Raw genomic sequence first — 18235 nt, 5'->3', positions numbered from 1 at the left:
GGCACCAGGGCATTGGCGCCGGGGGCAACTATCAGGGACGGCCGAAGAAGTTCGGCGGGACCCAGTAGTACACGCTGTCGATCTGCACCGGCTTGCCGGTCCGCGGCGCGTGGATCATCTGCCCGTTGCCGAGGTACAGCGCGACGTGGTGGATGGTGCCGGGATCGTTCGGGTTCAGCGCCCAGAAGATCAGGTCGCCCGGCCGCAGGTCGTCTTCCTGGATGTGCTGGATCTGCTCGTACTGCGCGACGCTGTAGTGCGGGAGCTGCACACCGGCCTGCTCCCAGGCACCCTGGGTCAGACCGGAGCAGTCCCAGCGGTTCGGGCCGGTCGCACCCCACAGGTACATGTCGCCGAGCTGCTTCAGCGCGAAGTCGATCGCCGCCCGGGAACCCTTCTTCGAGCCGTGGCTGCCGCCGCCGTTGTCGTTGTCCCGGGTCGGCGCGGACGGCTTGTGGTGCTTCGGCTTCTTGCCGTGGTTCTTCTTCGCCGCGGCCTTCTCCTCGCGCTCCTCGCGCGCCTGCTCGGCCGCTTCCCGGGCCCGCTCGGCCGCCTCGGCGCGCCGCTCGGCGGCCTCCCGGGCGGCGATCCGCGCCTTCAGCTCGCGGGCCTTCTTCGCGGCGAGGGCGGCGGCTCGCTGGCGCGCAAGCTCCTCGAGCCCCGCCTGCCGCTGGGCGGCGACCCGCACCGAGATGTTCTGCAGGGTGGCGAGCTGCGCGATCGACTGCGTCCGCTGCACCCCCATCGCGGTGACCGCGGAGGCCTGCGCGGCCTCCGCGTCCTCGGCCGCCTTCTTCGCCTTGGCGGCCTCGTCGGTCGCCTTCTTCACCTTCACGACCGCCTGGTCGGCCTGCACCTTGAACAGGTTCGTCATGACCTGCGTCGCGGAGTACCGCAGGTAGGAGCCCTGCATCGCGGCCGAGACCGAGTGCGCGGCGCCGGCCGAGTCGAGCAGCTGCTGCGGACCGTCGGCGGTGAACAGCGGCGCGATCTTCGCCACGTCCCCACCACCTTGGTACGACGCGGCGGCGAAGCGGCCGATCTGCTGCCGTTGCGTGGTGAGAGTCTTCTGCGCCTCGGCGGCGCGGGCGGCGGCGGCCGCGGCCTCCGCCTTCGCCTGCTGCAGCCGGTAGACGGCGCCGTTGTACGCCTCGTCGGCGATCCCGGACTGGATGCCGAGCTGCTCGAGCCGGGCGTTCGCCGCGGCCAACTGGCGCTCGATCGCGGCGACCTGGCCGGCCTTCGAGGCCGCGGCCTGCTTGGCGCGCTCGACGGCGGCCTTGGACGGGATCACCGGCGGCTTCGGCTTCGCGGCCTCCGCCGGGAGGGTGGGGACGGCCATGGAGCCGGCCAGACAGATCGCGAGCACACCGGAGAGCAGCACCTTGCCTGCCCGGCCGGTCTTCCCAGTGCTCGCGACCCGCTCACCGGACGTGGCCCTCGAGGGCGTCCGCATCGGGTCGTTCCTTCCGCCGGTCACGAACCCCTTCCCCAGGGTTCGTGAACTTTTGGTCCTCCTGGACCACATAGGTGACACTAGTTGCCTACAGCCCCATTGGGAACAGCTTTCACACAAGTATCTTTATTTCACCCGTGTGTCGGCTTGACAAACTACAAGCTTGTAATTCCGCGAATCCGCAGGTGGGCCCACGAAAACGCCCCTCCGACCGGCGCCGGAGGGGCGTTGTTGCGGACTCAGGAGTTCAGCTGAGGACGAACGAGGCGACCACCGGGAGGTGGTCCGAGGCCGGCGTCACGGGTACGGCGGCCTGCGTCGGGCGCAGGCCCGCACTGTGCAACTGGAAGTCGATCCGCTTGGTCGGATTGTCCGCCTCGATCGTGTAACCGGGGCCGTCGCCGACCTCGGCCCAGGTGTCGTCGTACACCGCGGTCAGGGTCTTGATCTCCGGCGCGGCCGGCGTCGCGTTCAGGTCGCCGACGAGCAAGGTCGGGGTCGTCGAACCGCCGAGGAGCTCGACCACCTGCTGCGCCTGCTCCAGCCGCTCGGCGTTGTTGTTGCTGGTCAGGTGCGTGTTCGCGAACCGCAGCTTGGCGCCGCGCACGGTGAGGTCCGCCACCGCCAGGCCACGCTGCTCACCGGCCGGGTACTTCGGCAGCAAGGTGTTCTCGAAGCCCTGGATCGGGTACTTCGACAGGATCGCGGTCCCGTACTGGCGACGCGGCTCACCCGGGTTCACCGGCGGGAGGTCGAGGTTGGCGGCGTACGCGTAGTGCATCTTGAGCCGCTGGGCGAACCAGGCCGGCTGGTCGACCCAGTTGCTCCGGACGTCCCAGTGCCGGTCGACCTCCTGCAGCCCGATCACGTCGGCGCCGGACTTCTGGATCAGCACCGCGATCCGCTCGAGGTCGAGGACGCCGTCGATGCCGGCGCCGTGGTGGATGTTGTACGTCATCACCGTCAGCGGCCGGCCCGGGCGGCCGGCTGACCGGGTGTCCGGCTGGGCCGCCGCGACCGTTGGCACCACCATCAGGAACCCCACGAGGACCGTCAGCAATTTACGCATGTGACCATCCTTCCGGAAAACCGGCGACACCCGCTCGACGAGCGAGTGTCGCCGGTCTGAACGCGAGCGGGCGCCCTAGTGGACCAACCGCCCGACGGCGCCCTTCGCGCCGGAGGCCCAGCAGCCGGCCTGGACGCCGTGGCCGGCGCACTCGACGCTGTCGAAACTTCCGTCGTAGAACTGCTGCCAGCTCCGGCCGCCGTCCAGGCTGACGTCGCTTCCGGACGGGCCGACCGCAACGACGGTCAACGGCGACCACGGCACGAAGTGCGAACCGCTGCGATATCCCTTCGGCGCCTTGTCCGCTGCGACCAACTGCCAGGTCCGGCCACCGTCGGAGGTGACCGACGCCGCGTTCACAGCTTCGGTCGGCTTGGTGAAGTCGCCACCGACTGCGACGCCGAACAACGGGTTCCGGAACGCCAGGCTGAAGATTCCGGCTGCCTCACCACTGGCCATCGGCGAGTCACCGGCCTTCCAGTGCCGGCCACCGTCGATGGTGCGGAAGACCCGCGGCCGATCGCCGCCTCCGGTCGCGAACCACGCCGTACCGCCGGGTCCGGCGACCAGGCAGGTGCCGCTCGCGGCGAAGGCGAACTCGCCGGTCAGCGCGGCCGGCATTCCGTCGCTCGGCTGCACTTTCCAGGACTTTCCGCCGTCCGCGGTCGCGGCGATCCGGAACTTGCCGCCGACCGGATCGCTGAGCGCCAGACCGTGCTTTCCGTCGTGGAACGCGAAGCAGTCGTAGAACGCGTTCGGATCGGTGTTCCGGAACGTTTCCGACCACGTTTTCCCGCCGTCGGCGGTGCGGTAGACGCGGGAGTCCTCGCCGGTCCCGATCGTCAGCGCGACGGCGCGCTGCGCGTCGAACGCCTCGACGTCGCGGAACTGCAGTTTCTCCGCACCCGCCGGACTGACGTTCTGCCAGTGCTTGCCACCGTCGGTCGTCCGCAGCACCGTCCCCTCGGTCCCACCCACCCAGGCGACGTCCTTGCTGACCGCCGAGAGCCCGCGGAACTGCGCCGTACTTCCGGTCGGCGTCAGTTCCCAACGGTACGACGATCCGCCGTGCGCCTGGGCGGGAACGACCTGAGCCATCAACAACAGACCTCCTGCCGCGAGAGCGGCCACACGCAGGATTCTCATGCGCGGCAATCTAACCGCAGCTCAGCTCGCCGTCAGCTTGAACGACTGTGCCGTGTCTGAGTCGCAGGTGAGTTGGACGAGTTGGGTGCTGTCGGCGACGGAGCCGTTCGGGACGGACAGGCATTTGCCGCTGTTCCGGCTGACGAAGTGGAAATAGCCGCCGGTTTCGGAAACGGCCTGCCACTGCTGGTTGTTTCCGTTGCTGTACGTCCACAGCTGCAGCCCGGCGTTGTCCGCGAGCGAAACGCCGGTCACGTCGATCACCTTGGTCGCGTCGTTGCGGTTGTTCACCCGGGTGAAGCCGCCGGACGTCGGCTGGAACTGGAACTGCTGCGCCTGCGTCCCGTTGCAGCTGTACTGCTGGATCACTGTCCCGTTGGCGGTTCCGGCCGCACGGGCGTCGACGCACTTTCCGTTGCCCTTGCTGGCGATCTGGTACCACGCCGCCGGCTCGGGCTGGCCGACCGGCGGAGTCGTCGTACCGCCGCCACCGAGCCACTTCAGGGCGTCCATCATGAACTGGTTCTGCGCCGGGCTGTCGAACGTGGACGAGAGCCGGGTGTTGGTCTCGTAGTTCATCGCGTTGTGGCCGAAGTTCGCGTAGATCATCTTGTAGTTCTTGTTGGTCCAGATGATCGGGTAGTAGCCGCTGTACCAGGTCTGGTTCGGATCCGTTCCGACCGGGAAACTCGACTGGTCGATGGACGCCAGGATCTGGATGTCCGGATTGTTCCGCAGGTCGTTCTGCCAGCTGTACCACTCGCTGACCGACGAGCGGAACGTCGCGCCGGTGTTCGCCAGCGCCGGGTGCGACCGGTTCTCGGTCCGCAACGTCACCGCGGTCGGTCCCCAGGTGTTGGACTGGAACCGGCCGGTGCCGAGGAACGTGTTGTTGAACCACGGCCACCCACCACCGGCGTCGTTGTACGCCGAGACGTGGAAGCCGAAGAACGCCCCGCCGTTGTCCATGTAGTGCTTGAACCCGTTGCGTTGCGCGTCGGTGTGCGGCGAGTCGTCGAGAAACATCACCACCTGGTACTGCGAGGCAGTCAGATTGTTGAGCTGATCCCAGTTGTCCGTGGCCGTGTAGGAGAAACCGTTGTCGGCGCCGAACTGCGGGAAGCGCTGGTTCGCTTCCTTCTCGAAGTCGATGTGCGCGGCGTCCCAGGTCCCGCTGTAGAACGCGAGGACCTTGAAGGTCGCATCGGCCTTGGCGACCGCTGTCGAGGTGAGCCCGCCGACCAGCAGCAGGACGGCGAGCAGGAAAGTGGGCAGGCGAAATCGATCGGAAAGCATGGGGGCGGACCTTTCCGTCAGAACCTTCTGAAATTTCAGGACTTAAATTAACTCTCGATCAAAGCCCTGTCCAGAGTTCATCGCCTGACTGCCCAGAACGCCCAGCAGCCGCAGCCTCTCCGCACTCTCACTGCCCGGTTCCGCGGTGAACACGATCAGCGTCTGCTGCTGATCACGGTTGTCGATCAGCTCGCAGTACAGCTCGAGCTCGCCGACCACCGGATGCCGGAACCGCTTGGTCCTGCTGTGCCCGTCCACGACCTCATGGGCGTCCCAGATCTCGGCGAACTCCGGGCTGATTCTCCGCAGCTCGTCGACGATCGAGGCGGCGTACGACTTCGGTCCGTCGACGGTGGCGACCGTGCGCAGCTTCGAGACCAGGAGGCGGCTGTGCGTGCCGAGCTCCGGATCGAAGTACAGCGCCCGCGTCTGCGGATGGGCGAACCAGCGGTAGACCTCGCTGCGCTCGAAGCCGTCGAAGTTGGTCTGCTCGCCGGCGAACGCGACATGGGCCGGCGTCTGCGCGAGGGTCTCGCCATGCCGGTTCAGCAGCAAGGCCGGGGTGTCCTGCAAACGGTCGAGGATCCGCAACATGCCCGGGTCGACGTGGTCGGCGCGCGTGGTGCGCGGCGGCGTACCGTGACCGGCCAGCAGAAACAGGTGGTCGCGCTCGGCCAGCGTCATCCGGAGCGCGCGGGCGATCGCGGTGAGCATCTCCACCGACGGTTGCGGTCCGCGGCCGCCCTCGAGCCGGCTGTAGTAGTCGGCCGACATCGACGCCAGCGCGGCGACCTCCTCGCGCCGCAGACCCGGCGTACGGCGGCGGCGCCCGCGTGGCATGCCGACGTCCTCGGGTTGCAGTGCCTCCCGGCGTTTGCGCAGGAAGTCGGACAGATCGGCATACTCCATGTCTCCAGTGTCCACGGCGGCGCGCCGTTAACCACTGCTTGCCGAGCAGTGGCTGAGCGCAGCCTGGTTGCCGTCGGCATCCGGCCACACGCTGGAGACATGAAAACCACAGGCAACACGATCTTCATGACCGGCGGTACGTCGGGTATCGGCCTCGAGCTGGCGCGGCGGTTCCGGGACCTCGGCAACACCGTGATCATCAGCGGCCGGCGCCAGGAGCTGCTCGACACGATCGCCGCCGAGGACGGGATCGAGGGCGTCACGCTCGACGTCGCCGACCCGGCGTCGATCGCGGCCGCCTTCGACCAGGTGACGAGCAGGTACGACGTCAACGTGCTGATCACGATGGCCGGCATCATGCTGCCCGAGGACCTGCGCGACCCGAAGCACGTCGCCACCGCCGAGCAGACGATCGACATCAACCTGCTCGGCACGATCCGGACCATCGCCGCGTTCGTGCCGTACCTGCTGAAGCAGCGCGACCCGGCGATCCTGACGGTCTCCTCGGGTCTCGCCTCGGTGCCGCTGACGATCACGCCGACGTACAGCGCGACGAAGGCCGCGATCCACAGCTACACCCAGAGTCTGCGGATCCAGCTCGCCGGCACCGGGCTGCAGGTCATCGAGGTGGTCCCGCCCGCGGTCCGGACCACGCTGCTGAACCAGAAGAACGACGAGCGGGCGATGCCGCTGGACGAGTACCTCGACGAGACGATGCGCCTTCTCCAGGACCAGCCCGCGGCCGAGGAGATCCTGGTCGACCGCGTCCGCTTCCTCCGGCACGCCGAGCGCGAGGGCCGCTACGACGACGTCGTCGCGGCCCTCAACCTCCCCCACTAGCGGACGGCCGCTAGTTGTCCCGACTCAGGTCACTGGTCGGTGAGCGCCTGCTCGATGCGCTCGACCTTGGCGGTGAGCTGGCCGGTGTACCCGGGGCGGATGTCGGCCTTGAGGACCAGGCTGACCCGCGGCGAGACGGCGGCAACGGCGTCCACGGCCTGCTTCACCACCGCCATCACCTCGTCCCACTCGCCCTCGATGTTGGTGAACATCGCGTTGGTCTCGTTGGGAAGACCGGAGGCACGGACGACGCGGACGGCCTCGGCCACCGCCTCGCTCACCCCTCCGGTCTCATCACCGGCGGAAGGACTGATGCTGAATGCGACGATCATGCGTCCAGCCTCCCACTGACGACGTCGTTTGCACGCTGGCGGTGTCCAGGTGCGTGCATCGCAAGGCGGAGGAGCGTCCTCGATGCGGGTTTCATCGTGGACGCTCCTCCAACGCAGCGAGGTGCGTGCCTGGGCGCCGCCAGCGTGTGAAGGACGTTGTCAGTGGGAGGCAGGGATGTCAGGCTCCTCGGCGGCGCGGCGTTCGGCGCCGGACGTGGTGAGGAGGGCCTTCTCCTTGATGAAGAGGACGGCGATCAGTGCGAGCACCGCGAACGGGACCGACATCATGAACAGGTCCGCGGTCGCCGCGCCGTACGCGTTCTCGACGACCGACCGCACCTCGGGCGGCAGCTTCGCGATGTTCGGTACGGCGTTCCCGCCGCCGGACGAGGAACCGCCCGGGTTCAGCGCCTCGGCGACGTTGTTCGCCAGGATCGCCCCGAGCACGCTGACGCCGATGGTGCCGCCCATGCTCCGGAAGAAGCTCACCGCCGAGGTGGCCGCCCCGAGCTCCCGCGCCGGTACGTCGTTCTGCGCGGCGAGCACCAGGTTCTGCATCACCAGACCGATGCCGACACCGAGCACGATCATGAAGCCCCACAGCATGTACTTCGAGGTGTGCGCGTCGATCGTGCCGAACAGCGCCAGCCCGATCGGCAGCAGGACGCTCCCGACCACCAGGTAGATCTTCCACCGGCCGTACTTCGTGATCAGTCCACCGGCGATCGTGGACGCGATCATCATGCCGAGGATCATCGGCAGGCTCATCAGCCCGGCCTTGGTCGGCGAGTACCCCTGCGCGATCTGGAAGTACTGCGCCAGGAACACCGAGCCACCGAACATCGCGACACCGACCAGCGCGCTCGCGATGATCGCCAGCGTCACGGTGCGGTTCCGGAACAGGTCCATCGGGATGATCGGCTCCGGGTGCCTGCGCTCGACCAGTACCGCGGCCAGCAGTGCGACCAGGGCCACCCCGACCAGGGCGAAGCTCCAGCCCGAGACCCAGTCGAACTTGTTGCCGGCGAACGAGGACCAGACCAGCAGCGTGCTCACGCCGCCCATGATCAGGACCGCGCCCCACCAGTCGATCTTCACGTCGCGGCGCACGGTCGGCAGCTTCAGCGTGCGCTGCAGCAGGATGATCGCGGCGAGCACGAACGGCACGCCGACCAGGAAGCAGGCCCGCCAGCCGAGCGGCGAGTCGACCAGGAAGCCACCGAGCAGCGGTCCACCGACGGTCGCCGACGCGAAGATCGCGCCGAAGATTCCGGAGTACCGGCCGAGTTCGCGCGGCGGGATGATCGCCGCCATCACGATCTGCACGAGTGCGGTCAGACCGCCCGCGCCGAGCCCCTGCAGGACCCGGCTGCCGAGCAGTACTTCGATGTTCGGCGCGAAGCCGGCGACCAGCGAGCCGATCACGAAGAAGCCCAGCGACATCTGGACCAGCAGCTTGTTGTTGTAGAGGTCGGCGAGCTTGCCCCACAGCGGCACGGTGGCCGTCATCGTGAGCAGCTCGAGCGTCACGACCCAGGTGTACGACGACTGACTCGCCTGCAGGTCGCTGATGATCCGCGGCAGCGCGGTCGACACCACGGTGCCGGCCAGGATCGCCACGAACATGCCCAGCATCAGACCGGAGATGGCCTGCACGGTCTGTCGTGGAGTGAGTGCCACAGTGGCCGTCGTGGCAGTCGTGGCCGCCGCGTCGGCTTCGGGAGTCGTCGGTTCGGAGGCGGTGACCTCACCCACCGGTTCCGGTGTGGGTGACGAGGTCGTCGTCATGAGCGGCCTTTCTGGTAGTCAGGGTCCATGCCCTGGGCAAGTAGTTCGAACGCGGCGTCGACGAGGTCGGCCGGCGAACTGTCCGGGGTGTCCTTGTGCAGCTCGACGCAGACCCGGCAGGCGGTCCCGGCGGCGCTGACGATCAGGCTCGCCCGGAGCCGGTCGCCGATCCGCTCCGCGAGTGCGGCGGACAGCTGCCGCTCGTCGTCGAGGCTCAGCAGCATCAGGTGGTACAGCAGCGACGGCGAGCCCATGATCAGCTCGCCCCGGCGCGACAGCTCACCGTCACTCAGCAGGCCGTGCAGTACGTCGCTGATGATCAGGTGCATCGTGGTCAGCGGCGACTGGTCCTCCGGTGCCGTCCGGATCCGCTCCAGCGCCCGCTCGAGGTCCTCGGGATTGCGCCCGAGGATCGCGTGCTCCTTGTGCGGGAAGTAGTTGAAGAAGGTCCGCACCGACACGTCGGCCGCCTCGGCGATCTCCTCCACCGTGACGTGGTCCGGCCCCCTCTCCAGCGCGAGCCGCAGCGCCGCGCCGGCCAGTGCCTCCCGCGTCTGCAGCTTCTTGCGCTCCCGCAACCCACCCTCGACCTGCCGCACGGATCCAGGCTAAGAACAAACTTGCACTCAATGCAAACTATTAATCCTGCAACTTTGCAGCGCCTGCAGGACCTGCTGGCACGACCCTGCCCTGGCGTATAATCCAAGAGAGCCTCTGACGCGGATACCCGCGGTCGGAGGCTTTTTTCATGACCCTTCTCTACAAGGCCGCCGGCGAGGTACTCGGCGACGAGATCCTCCCGCTCAACCAGCTCCGCGACCGCTACCCGGACCTGTACGAACGCCACTTCCGCAAGTACGCCGCACGCCCGCACCGGGTGAACACACCGGTCTATCCCCTCGACTGCACCTGGGGCGACGTGGTCTTCCTGTCCCCCGTCCACCCGGCCCCGATCTTCGAGGCCCTGCAACAGTCCGGCCGGATCGGTCCGGCCGTCATCGACTACTGGACCCTCGACGCCGACCTGCTCGACCCGGCCGTCACCTGCATCCTGCTCAAACGGCACGACCCCGAGATGCGGCCACAGCCGCCCGAGGACTTCATCCCGTACTCGCCGGCCGCGGTCGCGGAGCTCGCCGTACCGTCGGAGCGGGCGCTGCACCGGCTCCGCAACCTGAACGCCACCGAACCCCTCTATCCCTGGGCGGACATCCCGCACGTCCTGCACCGCGGGCCGATCCCGGTGCGCCTGTTCCGGACCCCGGACGGCACCGAACCGCGCTGAGAACAAGGGTTTCGAGCGCGGCTGAAAGGTCGTGCGCGCGGCCGCCCGGCCGCGTAGAACTGGGGAGAACCGGTAAGGACCAGATCGTCGGAGATGGGAGACACCCCCATGCACGAAGAGATGGACAAGCAGGACTACGAACGCCCGACCCTGACGCGACAGGGCGATTTCCAGCAGGTGACCGCGGGCCGGACCGGCAAGTGGGAAGACGGTTCCGGCGGCCGCCTGGGGTTGTGAGCTGACCAGCGACAGCCGCGTGCAGCCCGTCCGCGATGGCGGGCGGGCTGCCGGCGCGCACCCGTGGTTCGTCGTACTGCCGGACACGCCCGCGACCGGCCAGATGGTCGACTGTCTGCAGGCTGCGCAGGTCATCAACCATCCGTCCGGCCGGCCGTTCGTCCTCGGCTGCTGGGACAACGCCACAGTTGTTCAGGCCCGCGACAAGATCACGGTCACGCTCGGCGAGCATCACCTGAGCTCCGAGAACGGCAGGGCGCGCGCCCGCGGTACGGCGTCCGGCCTGCACCGCCTGTTCCACACCACGACGTACGGCGTCACTGTCGCGGCCGACCGCGCCGACACGCTCGCCCGGCTGATCGGATCCACACCAGATCCTTCCGGCCTCGTACTGCGCCTGCTCTCGCCCCATGCCCCGTGGCCGCTCACCTGGCACTCGGTCTGGAGCGACGTCACGTCCGTTCCACCAGGTCACTGGCTCGATCTCGGCACCGCCGCGCACGAACGCTGGTGGACCCCGCCCGCACCGGAACTCCCGCTGTCCGACGCGGGCCTGCTGCTCCGCACGGCCCTCGAGAACGCGATCGACCGGCGCGACCACGACCTGGTCGCGTGCGATCTCAGTGGTCTGGATTCGAGCTCGCTCTTCGGTCTCACCGCCCAGCACGGTCCGGTCGTTGGCCTCACCTACGAAGCCGACGATCCCGGCGACGAGGACGTCGCCTACGCACGGCAGCTGGCCGAGTCCTTCGGAGCCGCCCACGACGTCCTCGCGGCCGCCGACGCTCCGCTGCCGTTCCAGGGGTTGCGCGACGACGCCGGCCCGTTCGACGAGCCGACCTGGGTCTCGTCGTACCGAGCCAGGATCGGTACGACGAGCACGCGGGCCGCGGCCCACGGGGCGAGCCTGCGTTTCGCGGGGCACGGTGGTGACGAGGTGCTGATGCCGCCGCCGGTGTGGCTCGCCGACATCGCCCGTCGGCACCCGTTGCGCGCGGCTCGGTTGGCGCGTCGCGTGCAAGCGAAGTACCGGCTCTCGGCTGGTGATCTCGCGGGCCTGGTCGCGGCGCGTTCGACGTACCCTGAGTGGTTCGCCGGGTGTCTGGACGGTCGTCAGCCTGGCGAGTGGCAGACGATGAGTTGGGGCATCCCGCCTGCTGTGCCCAGCTGGTTGACGGCCGATGCCGTCGAGCTGGCGCAGAGTGCCGTCGCCGACGCGACGGCCAGCGCGCTGGCTGCCGATCGGGGAATGCACGCGACGCTTGAGGCCGTGCACACCGGTGCGCTCGCGGCACGGCACATCGCGCAGCTCGGCGCCGCGGACGGGATGCGGGTCGCGCTCCCGTACTTCGACGATCGCGTTCTCGAGGCCTGCTTGGCGATTCGGCCCGAGGACTCGATCGATCCGGCGCGCTACAAACCACAGCTCGTGTCCGCGATGACCGGCGTCCTCCCGCCGCGGACGCTGAACCGGGCCAGTAAGTCGGAGATCTCCATGACCGTCGGCCGCGGTTGGGCCACCCATCGGTCCGAGCTCGTGGACCTCGTCGACGACTCCCGGCTCGCGCGGCTCGGCCTGATCGACGCGGCCGCCGTACGCCGGATCTGCACCGGCCCGTACGACGCGGCGAGGTGTGGTCCCGTCCGGCAGTTCCTCGACCTCGCGTCATGGTTGCGGACGGCAACGAAAGGATCCGGATGAAGCTGAACGCGGCAGTCACCATGGTCGAGACCGAGTACGGCTGGGTGCTCCTCGACGAACGCGCGGGCGAGTTCTTCAGCCTGAACCCGACGGGCGTGCTCGCTGTCCAGGCACTCCTCGACGGCGCCGGCCTCGACGACGCGGTGCGCCAGATCACCACCCGGTACGCCGTCGACGCCGCGACCGCCCGCGCCGACGTGGAAGACCTCCTGCAACAACTCGAGCAGGCGCAGCTGGTGACGACGTGAGCATCACGGGCGTCGTCACCTACGACCCACGCGCAGCGCCGCGGCGGCAGCGGATCGCCGTCCGGCTCGTCGTACCGCTCGCGAAGCTCCTGGCCGCGCGGCCGCCCGCCCAGCTCCGCCGCCTGATGGGCGTGCTCGCGAAAGGCACGCGCCCGGCCGACGCCCAACTCACCACCCGCGCTCGCGCCGCGGTCGTCGCCGTCAGCCTGACCTGCGCAGGCCCGCAAGGCTGCCTGCCCCGATCGATCGCCACCGCGTTGTACTGCAGACTCCGCGGGCGCTGGCCCACCTGGTACGTCGGCGTACGCCGCTATCCGCCTTTCGGAGCCCATGCCTGGGTCGAAGCCGAAGGCCACCCGATCGGGGAACCGCATCCGCCGAGCTACCACGCGACGCTCTTCTCAGTCGGCTGAACCCGATGCCGACTTCTCCTTGACCAAACCACGCCGTACGGCGGCACCGCCCGCGACCGCGCTGACCCCGATCGTCACCAGCGCGCCGAGGATCAGCGCGGACGGCTCGCCCGGCTGGAGAACACCGAGTGACTCGCCGACCGTGGCCGCGGCCACCGGGACCCCGAGCTGGGCCGCCGCCAGCGCACCGATGCTCACCGGCTGCCCGGTCAGCATCCCGGAAAGGTGACTCACCACGGCACCCACGCCGAGCGCCACACCGACACCGATGTACTCCGGTTTCTCGACGAGCTCGCGCAGGTCCAGGGACGCCCCGAGCCAGACGAAGAACACCGGCCCGAGGAAGCCCTCGGTCAGCGCGAACAACTGGCGCGCCAGCCGCCGCGGCTCACCCACCGCCGCCACGGCCAGCCCGAGCACGAACCCGGCCAGCATGATCGACACGTGCATCGCGGTCGCGAGACCGGCGAGCGCGAACAGCACCACCAGGCTGAATCGCAACTCGACCGCGAACCGCCGGTCCTCCGAGACCCGGTGCGCCCGGCGCCGTACGCCGGACCGCTCGGCCCGGTCCAGCAGGACGTAGACCACCGCACCTGCCGCGATCACCGCGAGCGCGCCGAGCGCCGCCCGGCCGGCGTGACGCGGGTCGATCGCCAGCGGCAGCGCGACGATGCAGGCGGCGTCGGCGATCGCGACCTGCGGCAGCAACTCGACCACCGGCCGCCCACCGAGCCCGAGCGAGTCGACGATCGGCAGCACCAGCGCCGCGGACGAGGAGGCCATGAGTACGGCGTACAGCGCAACGTGACCGGTCTCGAACACCACGTTCAGGACGAACGCGAGCCCGGTCGCGACGACGCCGGTCACCACCGCGCGGAGCAGACCGGGGCGGATCGCCCGCCGCAGACTCTCGTCCCGGACCGGGACGTGGGTGCCGGCCACGAACATCACCAGACCGAACCCGATCTCGGCGAGGAAGCTGAACTCCACGTCGGACGCGACCAGGTACCCGATCCCGGTCTTGCCGAGGAGCACGCCTGCGACCAGTTCGCCGAGCACGACGGGGATGTGCCAGCCACGTCGCAGCGCGAGCAACGGCCCGATCAGGCCGACCGCGACGACCACCGCCAGCATCGTGAAGCTCACCGAGCGGCTCCTCTCGCCAGACCGCCATTGTGCCTACGACCCGCGTAGGGCCCGCAAGTCCGGGACCTTTGGCCCATGCCCCGCCACCAGGTCCTGCGGCACAGTCGGACGGGAGTTTCGAGGGGGGCCAGATCTGGGGCCGAGCCCACGCACCGGCGAGCAAAGGGCAGCCTGCATGACAACGACCGACGACACCATCCTCCTGGACGGCGTGACACTGCACGCCGACGTGGAGACCTTCTACCGCGACGGCGCCTGGCACACGCGCCGCTGCGACGCCCCGGAACCGTTCGCGTCCGGCCCGAGCCGGGCGCGGATGATCGCGGTCGGCGTGGAAGTCGCCCGGTGGAACGGTCAGTGCCACATCATCCGCGACACCGCGGGCAACGTCGTCGAGTTCAACCGGTACGCCGGCGGCCCGTACCCGAGCCGCTCCCCGGCCACGGCGATGTACCGCGGGCTGAGCGCGTAAGGGTTTGAGCGCGTGGCCGGGGTGGGCGCGAACGCCCACCCCGGCAGGCCGGCTCAGGCGTCGAGCACGAACGCCTTGAACAGCGCGGAGTCCTTCCCGTTGCCGATCCCAGAGCCCCACTCGATGTAGCCCTTGCGGCCCTGCCCGTCGTTGTCGTTGACGAGCATCGAGACGCTGATCAGCGTGCCCGTCGGGTCGATCCCCAGATCGGTCCAGGCGACGCCGGTCGTGTACGTCGTCGTCGTACCGCTGCGGACGATCGCGGCGTCGCCGGCCGGCAGCGGCCCGGTCGCGGGACCTGACCAGCGCCAGGTGTCGACGTCCGATCCGACCAGTGACGCTCCGATCTCGTTCCAGCTCTGCGCCTCACCCGGCGTACCGGAGCTCACCGAGAACTGCAGTGAGTCGTTCTGCCAGACCTGGTCGCCACCGGCCGTCGCGTGCAGTACGTCGTCGGTCACCGCGACCGTGAGGTACAGCTTGTCGGCGTCATGGGTGACCCACAGGTCGAACGACAGATCCTGCGGACCGTTGTAGCCGGTGACGACAACGTTGCCCTCGTTCGACGAACCGGTCGGCGTCGTACCCGCCAACTGGTTGACGCCGTTGATTTCGATCGTCTTGCGCGCGGCGTGGTGCAGGTCGGCCGCCGCCACGATCACCACCTTGCCGGTCGCGTTCAGCGGCGTACCGTCGCTCAACCTCGTGGTCACGTCGTACGACGTGCCGCCGGAGACGCCCGTGAGACTGATGAACCGTTCGTCGACCGCTCCGGCGGCGATGGAGACGTTCGACGCGGAGTCCTTCGCCGAACCCACCGTCCAGGCGATCGTGGACGCCGTTTGCGCGGCGCTGCTGTCGTTCGAGACCCGGATCCGCAACTGATCCGTGCCGTCCTTCAACACGTGCTGCACCGCGAGGGAGAGTGGTTCGGCGACCTCGTAGTCGGCGACGAGCTTGCCGACCACCGCACTCGACTCGGTCACCGAGGCATGCACCGTGCGCCGGCCGACCGTCGTCGCCGGGCCGAACGAGACCTCGGTGCTCTGTTTTCCGCCGGCCGGAACCGAGACCGACGCCACCACCTGCCGCCCACTCACCAACGTCGCCGAGGCCCGTCGCTTCCCGGTGCTGTTGTCGAAGACCCACGTCGCCGTGAGGTTCTCGCCCCGCTTGGTGTCCTTCGCCGTCAACTGATGCCGCACGGTCGACGCCACGGCGAGCGCACCCGTCGCCGACAGATAGACCGGCTCCTTGCCGAGCGTCAGCGAGACGAGCCCGTCAGCGCCTTCGACTCGGGATGCGTCGCCGTACGTGTCGGTGAAGGTCGCCGATCGGGCGGCCTCGACGGCGAACGGTGTCGGGGAATCGGCCCAGAGCATCCAGGTCGTCGCGGCGCCGTTCGGGATCACCACCCGGCTCACCGCGTCAACCGGGGAGTCCTGCTTCAGACCGGTCGGCGTCGTCCCACGGGCGGCACCGGAGATCTGCCGGGCCAGGTTCGCGTACGAGACATAGGCAGGCTTGGGCCGGCTGGCGCCGCCCGACACCATCTTCACCATGCCGAAGTTCTGCTCGGTCTCCGCTGGATTCGTGCCGTCGTTCATGAAGTCGTACCAGAAGAAGTTCGTCACGCCGGCGGCGTACGCGGCCGCGGCGCCCTGGACCGCGTACGCGGCCTGCGATCGGGTGTCGACCGCGAGGTGCGCCGTACCCGCGGGCCAGCCGAGTTCGGAGATCCAGATGTCCCGCTGAACGCCGTACGACTCGATGAGGGTGGCCACACTGCGGATCTGCTGCGCGAGCGAGTCGGGTGACGCCGGATAGTTGTAGGGATGGATCGAGACCCCGTCGATGTAGTCGAGGCCGCCGCTGTCGAAGACGACCTTCATCCAGTCCAGTGGTACGCCGGCGGTCGCGGGTGCGACGTACCTCAGGTGCGGGTAGTGCTTCCGCAGCTCGGTGACGGTCGCCTTCAGCAGCAGGAAGTAGTAGTCCGGCTGACAGTTCGCCGGACTGTTGCCCCGGGCACCGAACGTCGGGATGTTGAACTCGTTGAAGACCTCGACCGCGGCGACCTTCGGGTTCTGCCGGACGAGCTCCACCGCGTACTGCGCGAACCCTGAGCGGCCCGCGTCGGTGTACGGTGTCGCACCGCCGTCGTAGTTGGCGTTGTTGAAACTGAGCACCGGCAGGTCGGTGAGGCCGTTGCCGACGAGTACGTCGTGGTACGTGGTGTAGAGCGTGAAGTCGTACGTGCCCTTGGCCGACTCCGCGCCCCACCATTCCTGGGTGTCGCGCACGATCGCGATACCGGCCGCCGCGACCATCGGGGCGAGCACGTTCGGATCCCACGGGTCGGGCCCGAAACCGAAGTGCGTGTTCACACCGAGACCGGGAACGACGCCCGCCAGCTTGCTGAGCACGCAGAACGAGTCGGTCGATGTCCCGGACTGCGTGCTGTAGTCGACGTCGTAGTACCCGGGACCGACCGGTACGACGACGGTGGTCGCACCGGATGACGCACCACGCGCCGTTCCCGACCAGATGCGGTCACCTCCCGGCGCGGTCACCGTGACGGTGATCTTCTCGCCCGGCTGAGCATTCGGTACGACGAGCCGCGGCACCGCCGGCGCGACGAAGACGTTGGACGCCGCCAACGCCTGCGGCCCCGACAGACCCGTCAAGGCCGTCGAGCCCGACGTACCAGCCGCGGCACTGAGTGGACTTCCGTGGACGAGCGCGGCGCCGGCCGTCGCGGCACCGACGCCGAGAAAGGTTCTGCGTTTCATGCATTCTCCAGGGGATGAGTCAGCCCGTGATGATCTGGTGGTACGTGTCGAAGGCCTGCTTGTGCGGACCCCAGCTGCCGTCGGAGTTCACGCGCACGAGGCCGTAGTGCGCCTGGGAGTCGTCCCAGGCCGGCTGGTCGAAGAGTTCGTAGATGTACACGCCGTGCACCTTGTCGGGCGCCAGGGACCGCAGTTGCTGAACCGCGCCCGCGATGTAGTTCGCCTGGTCCGCCTCGGAGGCGGACCGCGTTCCGTCCGCGATGTTCAGCTCGGTGATCAGGATCTCGCGCTGCTGGAACCGGTTGATCACGACGAGTGTGTTGATCAGGTCGTCCATCCCCCAGTACCAGTCGAGGCCGTTCACCTCGTACGGGAGACCGTCGTTGTTCAGCAGCTGCAGGAACCCGGTGTGCTTCCAGGTCATGTTCACGACGCGTCCGGCCTGTGAGTCCGACGCCCGCACTCCGTCGCAGATCGCCCACATCCGGTCGCGGACAGCGGCGTACCGGTCGGGGTTGTAGTCGTTGATCGACGACCCGTCGACACCGGGGCCGTTGATGCAGACGCCGTCCATCTCGTTCTGGATCTGGTACAGCGGGATCTGTCCGGCGTACCGCGCGACGAGCATCGACACCTGGCTCTGGATCCAGCCGTTGTCGGCGTCGGCGATCGCGTCCGGAACGGTGAGGATCGCCATCAGCTGGACGCCGTTCTGACGGGCGGCCGACAGCACCGCGTCGTACCAGCTCCAGTCGGTCGACGCGCTGTCGGTCGTCGGGATCATGAAGTCGACGCGGTAGTACCCGACCCCGAGGGACGCGGCGAGCGCGAGCTGGTCCCAGACCCCGGCGGCCGGGTACGAGGTGTCGTCGATCGACGGCGGGTGCCCGCAGACACCCCAGGCCGACAACGTGGTCGCGGCGGCAGCAGGCAGCGCAGTTGCCAACGCGGTGGACAGCGGTACGGCGGAAGCGGCGGCGGCTCCCGCGGTGAGTTTGAGGAAAGTGCGGCGTTCGATCATGACGTGCTTCCTCCCTAGGGCACGACGGCCCGCTCGAGGCGCCCCGGTGAGCGGCGGGGCGCACGACGACACGCGGCGGA

At 68.8% G+C, this 18235-nt stretch carries 18 protein-coding genes; 7 read left to right on the top strand and 11 right to left on the bottom strand.

What is annotated here, in order from left to right; all coding sequences use genetic code 11:
* Positions 1–31: 31 nt before the first annotated feature.
* The 5 genes from ACFYRH_RS08695 to ACFYRH_RS08675 all read right to left on the bottom strand — a co-directional run bounded on the left by ACFYRH_RS08695 (position 32) and on the right by ACFYRH_RS08675 (position 5876).
* Positions 32–1456, bottom strand: coding sequence for an NlpC/P60 family protein (locus ACFYRH_RS08695; RefSeq protein ID WP_387770276.1), 1425 nt, complete (start codon positions 1454–1456; stop codon positions 32–34).
* Positions 1457–1703: 247 nt separating this feature from the next.
* Positions 1704–2525 carry an endonuclease/exonuclease/phosphatase family protein gene (locus ACFYRH_RS08690; protein ID WP_387770273.1) on the bottom strand — a complete coding sequence of 274 codons (822 nt, stop codon included), beginning with the start codon at positions 2523–2525 and terminating at the stop codon, positions 1704–1706.
* Positions 2526–2600: 75 nt separating this feature from the next.
* Positions 2601–3671 (bottom strand): WD40/YVTN/BNR-like repeat-containing protein, encoded by a 1071-nt coding sequence (locus ACFYRH_RS08685; RefSeq protein WP_387770270.1) that lies wholly within the window; start codon positions 3669–3671, stop codon positions 2601–2603.
* Between the two features lie 21 nt (positions 3672–3692).
* Positions 3693–4967 carry an RICIN domain-containing protein gene (locus tag ACFYRH_RS08680; protein WP_387770267.1) on the bottom strand — a complete coding sequence of 425 codons (1275 nt, stop codon included), beginning with the start codon at positions 4965–4967 and terminating at the stop codon, positions 3693–3695.
* A 42-nt stretch (positions 4968–5009) separates the two neighbouring features.
* Complete coding sequence (locus tag ACFYRH_RS08675) at positions 5010–5876, bottom strand: helix-turn-helix transcriptional regulator (RefSeq protein ID WP_387770266.1); 867 nt, start codon at positions 5874–5876, stop codon at positions 5010–5012.
* A gap of 99 nt (positions 5877–5975) precedes the next feature.
* On the opposite strand from ACFYRH_RS08675, the gene ACFYRH_RS08670 reads away from it, so the two are divergent.
* Positions 5976–6716: an SDR family oxidoreductase gene (locus ACFYRH_RS08670; protein WP_387770264.1), complete on the top strand. Its 741-nt coding sequence runs from the start codon at positions 5976–5978 to the stop codon at positions 6714–6716.
* 29 nt (positions 6717–6745) lie between these two features.
* Here ACFYRH_RS08670 and ACFYRH_RS08665 read toward each other — a convergent pair whose 3' ends face one another.
* The 3 genes from ACFYRH_RS08665 to ACFYRH_RS08655 form a co-directional block, all read right to left on the bottom strand.
* The gene (locus ACFYRH_RS08665; protein WP_387770262.1) at positions 6746–7048 is read right to left on the bottom strand and encodes an MTH1187 family thiamine-binding protein; all 303 of its coding nucleotides are present in this window, start codon (positions 7046–7048) and stop codon (positions 6746–6748) included.
* A 159-nt stretch (positions 7049–7207) separates the two neighbouring features.
* Positions 7208–8836, bottom strand: coding sequence for an MDR family MFS transporter (locus ACFYRH_RS08660; protein ID WP_387770259.1), 1629 nt, complete (start codon positions 8834–8836; stop codon positions 7208–7210).
* Positions 8833–9435 carry a TetR family transcriptional regulator gene (locus tag ACFYRH_RS08655; RefSeq protein ID WP_387770256.1) on the bottom strand — a complete coding sequence of 201 codons (603 nt, stop codon included), beginning with the start codon at positions 9433–9435 and terminating at the stop codon, positions 8833–8835. Before ACFYRH_RS08655 ends, ACFYRH_RS08660 begins: the two co-directional genes overlap by 4 nt.
* A gap of 149 nt (positions 9436–9584) precedes the next feature.
* Between ACFYRH_RS08655 and ACFYRH_RS08650 the strand changes: the two genes are divergently transcribed.
* The 5 genes from ACFYRH_RS08650 (at position 9585) to ACFYRH_RS08630 (ending at position 12721) form a co-directional block, all read left to right on the top strand.
* Complete coding sequence (locus tag ACFYRH_RS08650) at positions 9585–10121, top strand: hypothetical protein (protein WP_387770253.1); 537 nt, start codon at positions 9585–9587, stop codon at positions 10119–10121.
* A gap of 108 nt (positions 10122–10229) precedes the next feature.
* On the top strand, positions 10230–10358 hold the full coding sequence (locus tag ACFYRH_RS08645) for a keywimysin-related RiPP (RefSeq protein WP_387770250.1): 129 nt from the start codon (positions 10230–10232) through the stop codon (positions 10356–10358).
* 19 nt (positions 10359–10377) lie between these two features.
* Entirely contained in the window at positions 10378–12060 is a 1683-nt protein-coding gene (locus ACFYRH_RS08640; protein ID WP_387770247.1) for an asparagine synthase-related protein, read from the top strand.
* Entirely contained in the window at positions 12057–12308 is a 252-nt protein-coding gene (locus ACFYRH_RS08635; RefSeq protein ID WP_387770244.1) for a lasso peptide biosynthesis PqqD family chaperone, read from the top strand. Before ACFYRH_RS08640 ends, ACFYRH_RS08635 begins: the two co-directional genes overlap by 4 nt.
* Positions 12305–12721, top strand: coding sequence for a lasso peptide biosynthesis B2 protein (locus ACFYRH_RS08630; RefSeq protein ID WP_387770241.1), 417 nt, complete (start codon positions 12305–12307; stop codon positions 12719–12721). The genes ACFYRH_RS08635 and ACFYRH_RS08630 overlap by 4 nt, the downstream gene beginning before the upstream one ends.
* Here the strand turns inward: ACFYRH_RS08630 and ACFYRH_RS08625 are convergent.
* Positions 12710–13870, bottom strand: a complete 1161-nt coding sequence (locus tag ACFYRH_RS08625) for a cation:proton antiporter (protein WP_387770238.1) — start codon at positions 13868–13870, stop codon at positions 12710–12712. The two genes, ACFYRH_RS08630 and ACFYRH_RS08625, sit on opposite strands and share 12 nt — an antisense overlap.
* A 175-nt stretch (positions 13871–14045) precedes the next feature.
* On the opposite strand from ACFYRH_RS08625, the gene ACFYRH_RS08620 reads away from it, so the two are divergent.
* Entirely contained in the window at positions 14046–14342 is a 297-nt protein-coding gene (locus tag ACFYRH_RS08620) for a hypothetical protein (protein WP_387770235.1), read from the top strand.
* A gap of 53 nt (positions 14343–14395) precedes the next feature.
* Here ACFYRH_RS08620 and ACFYRH_RS08615 read toward each other — a convergent pair whose 3' ends face one another.
* Positions 14396–17134 carry a sugar-binding protein gene (locus tag ACFYRH_RS08615; RefSeq protein WP_387770232.1) on the bottom strand — a complete coding sequence of 913 codons (2739 nt, stop codon included), beginning with the start codon at positions 17132–17134 and terminating at the stop codon, positions 14396–14398.
* Positions 17135–17153: 19 nt separating this feature from the next.
* Positions 17154–18155 carry a twin-arginine translocation signal domain-containing protein gene (locus tag ACFYRH_RS08610; protein WP_387770229.1) on the bottom strand — a complete coding sequence of 334 codons (1002 nt, stop codon included), beginning with the start codon at positions 18153–18155 and terminating at the stop codon, positions 17154–17156.
* Positions 18156–18235 lie beyond the last annotated feature (80 nt).

Source organism: Kribbella sp. NPDC004875, assembly GCF_042873375.1.
Taxonomy (GTDB): Bacteria; Actinomycetota; Actinomycetes; order Propionibacteriales; family Kribbellaceae; genus Kribbella.
The sequence above is the reverse complement of the archived record's forward strand: the minus strand, read 5'-3'. Positions and strand labels throughout refer to the sequence as shown.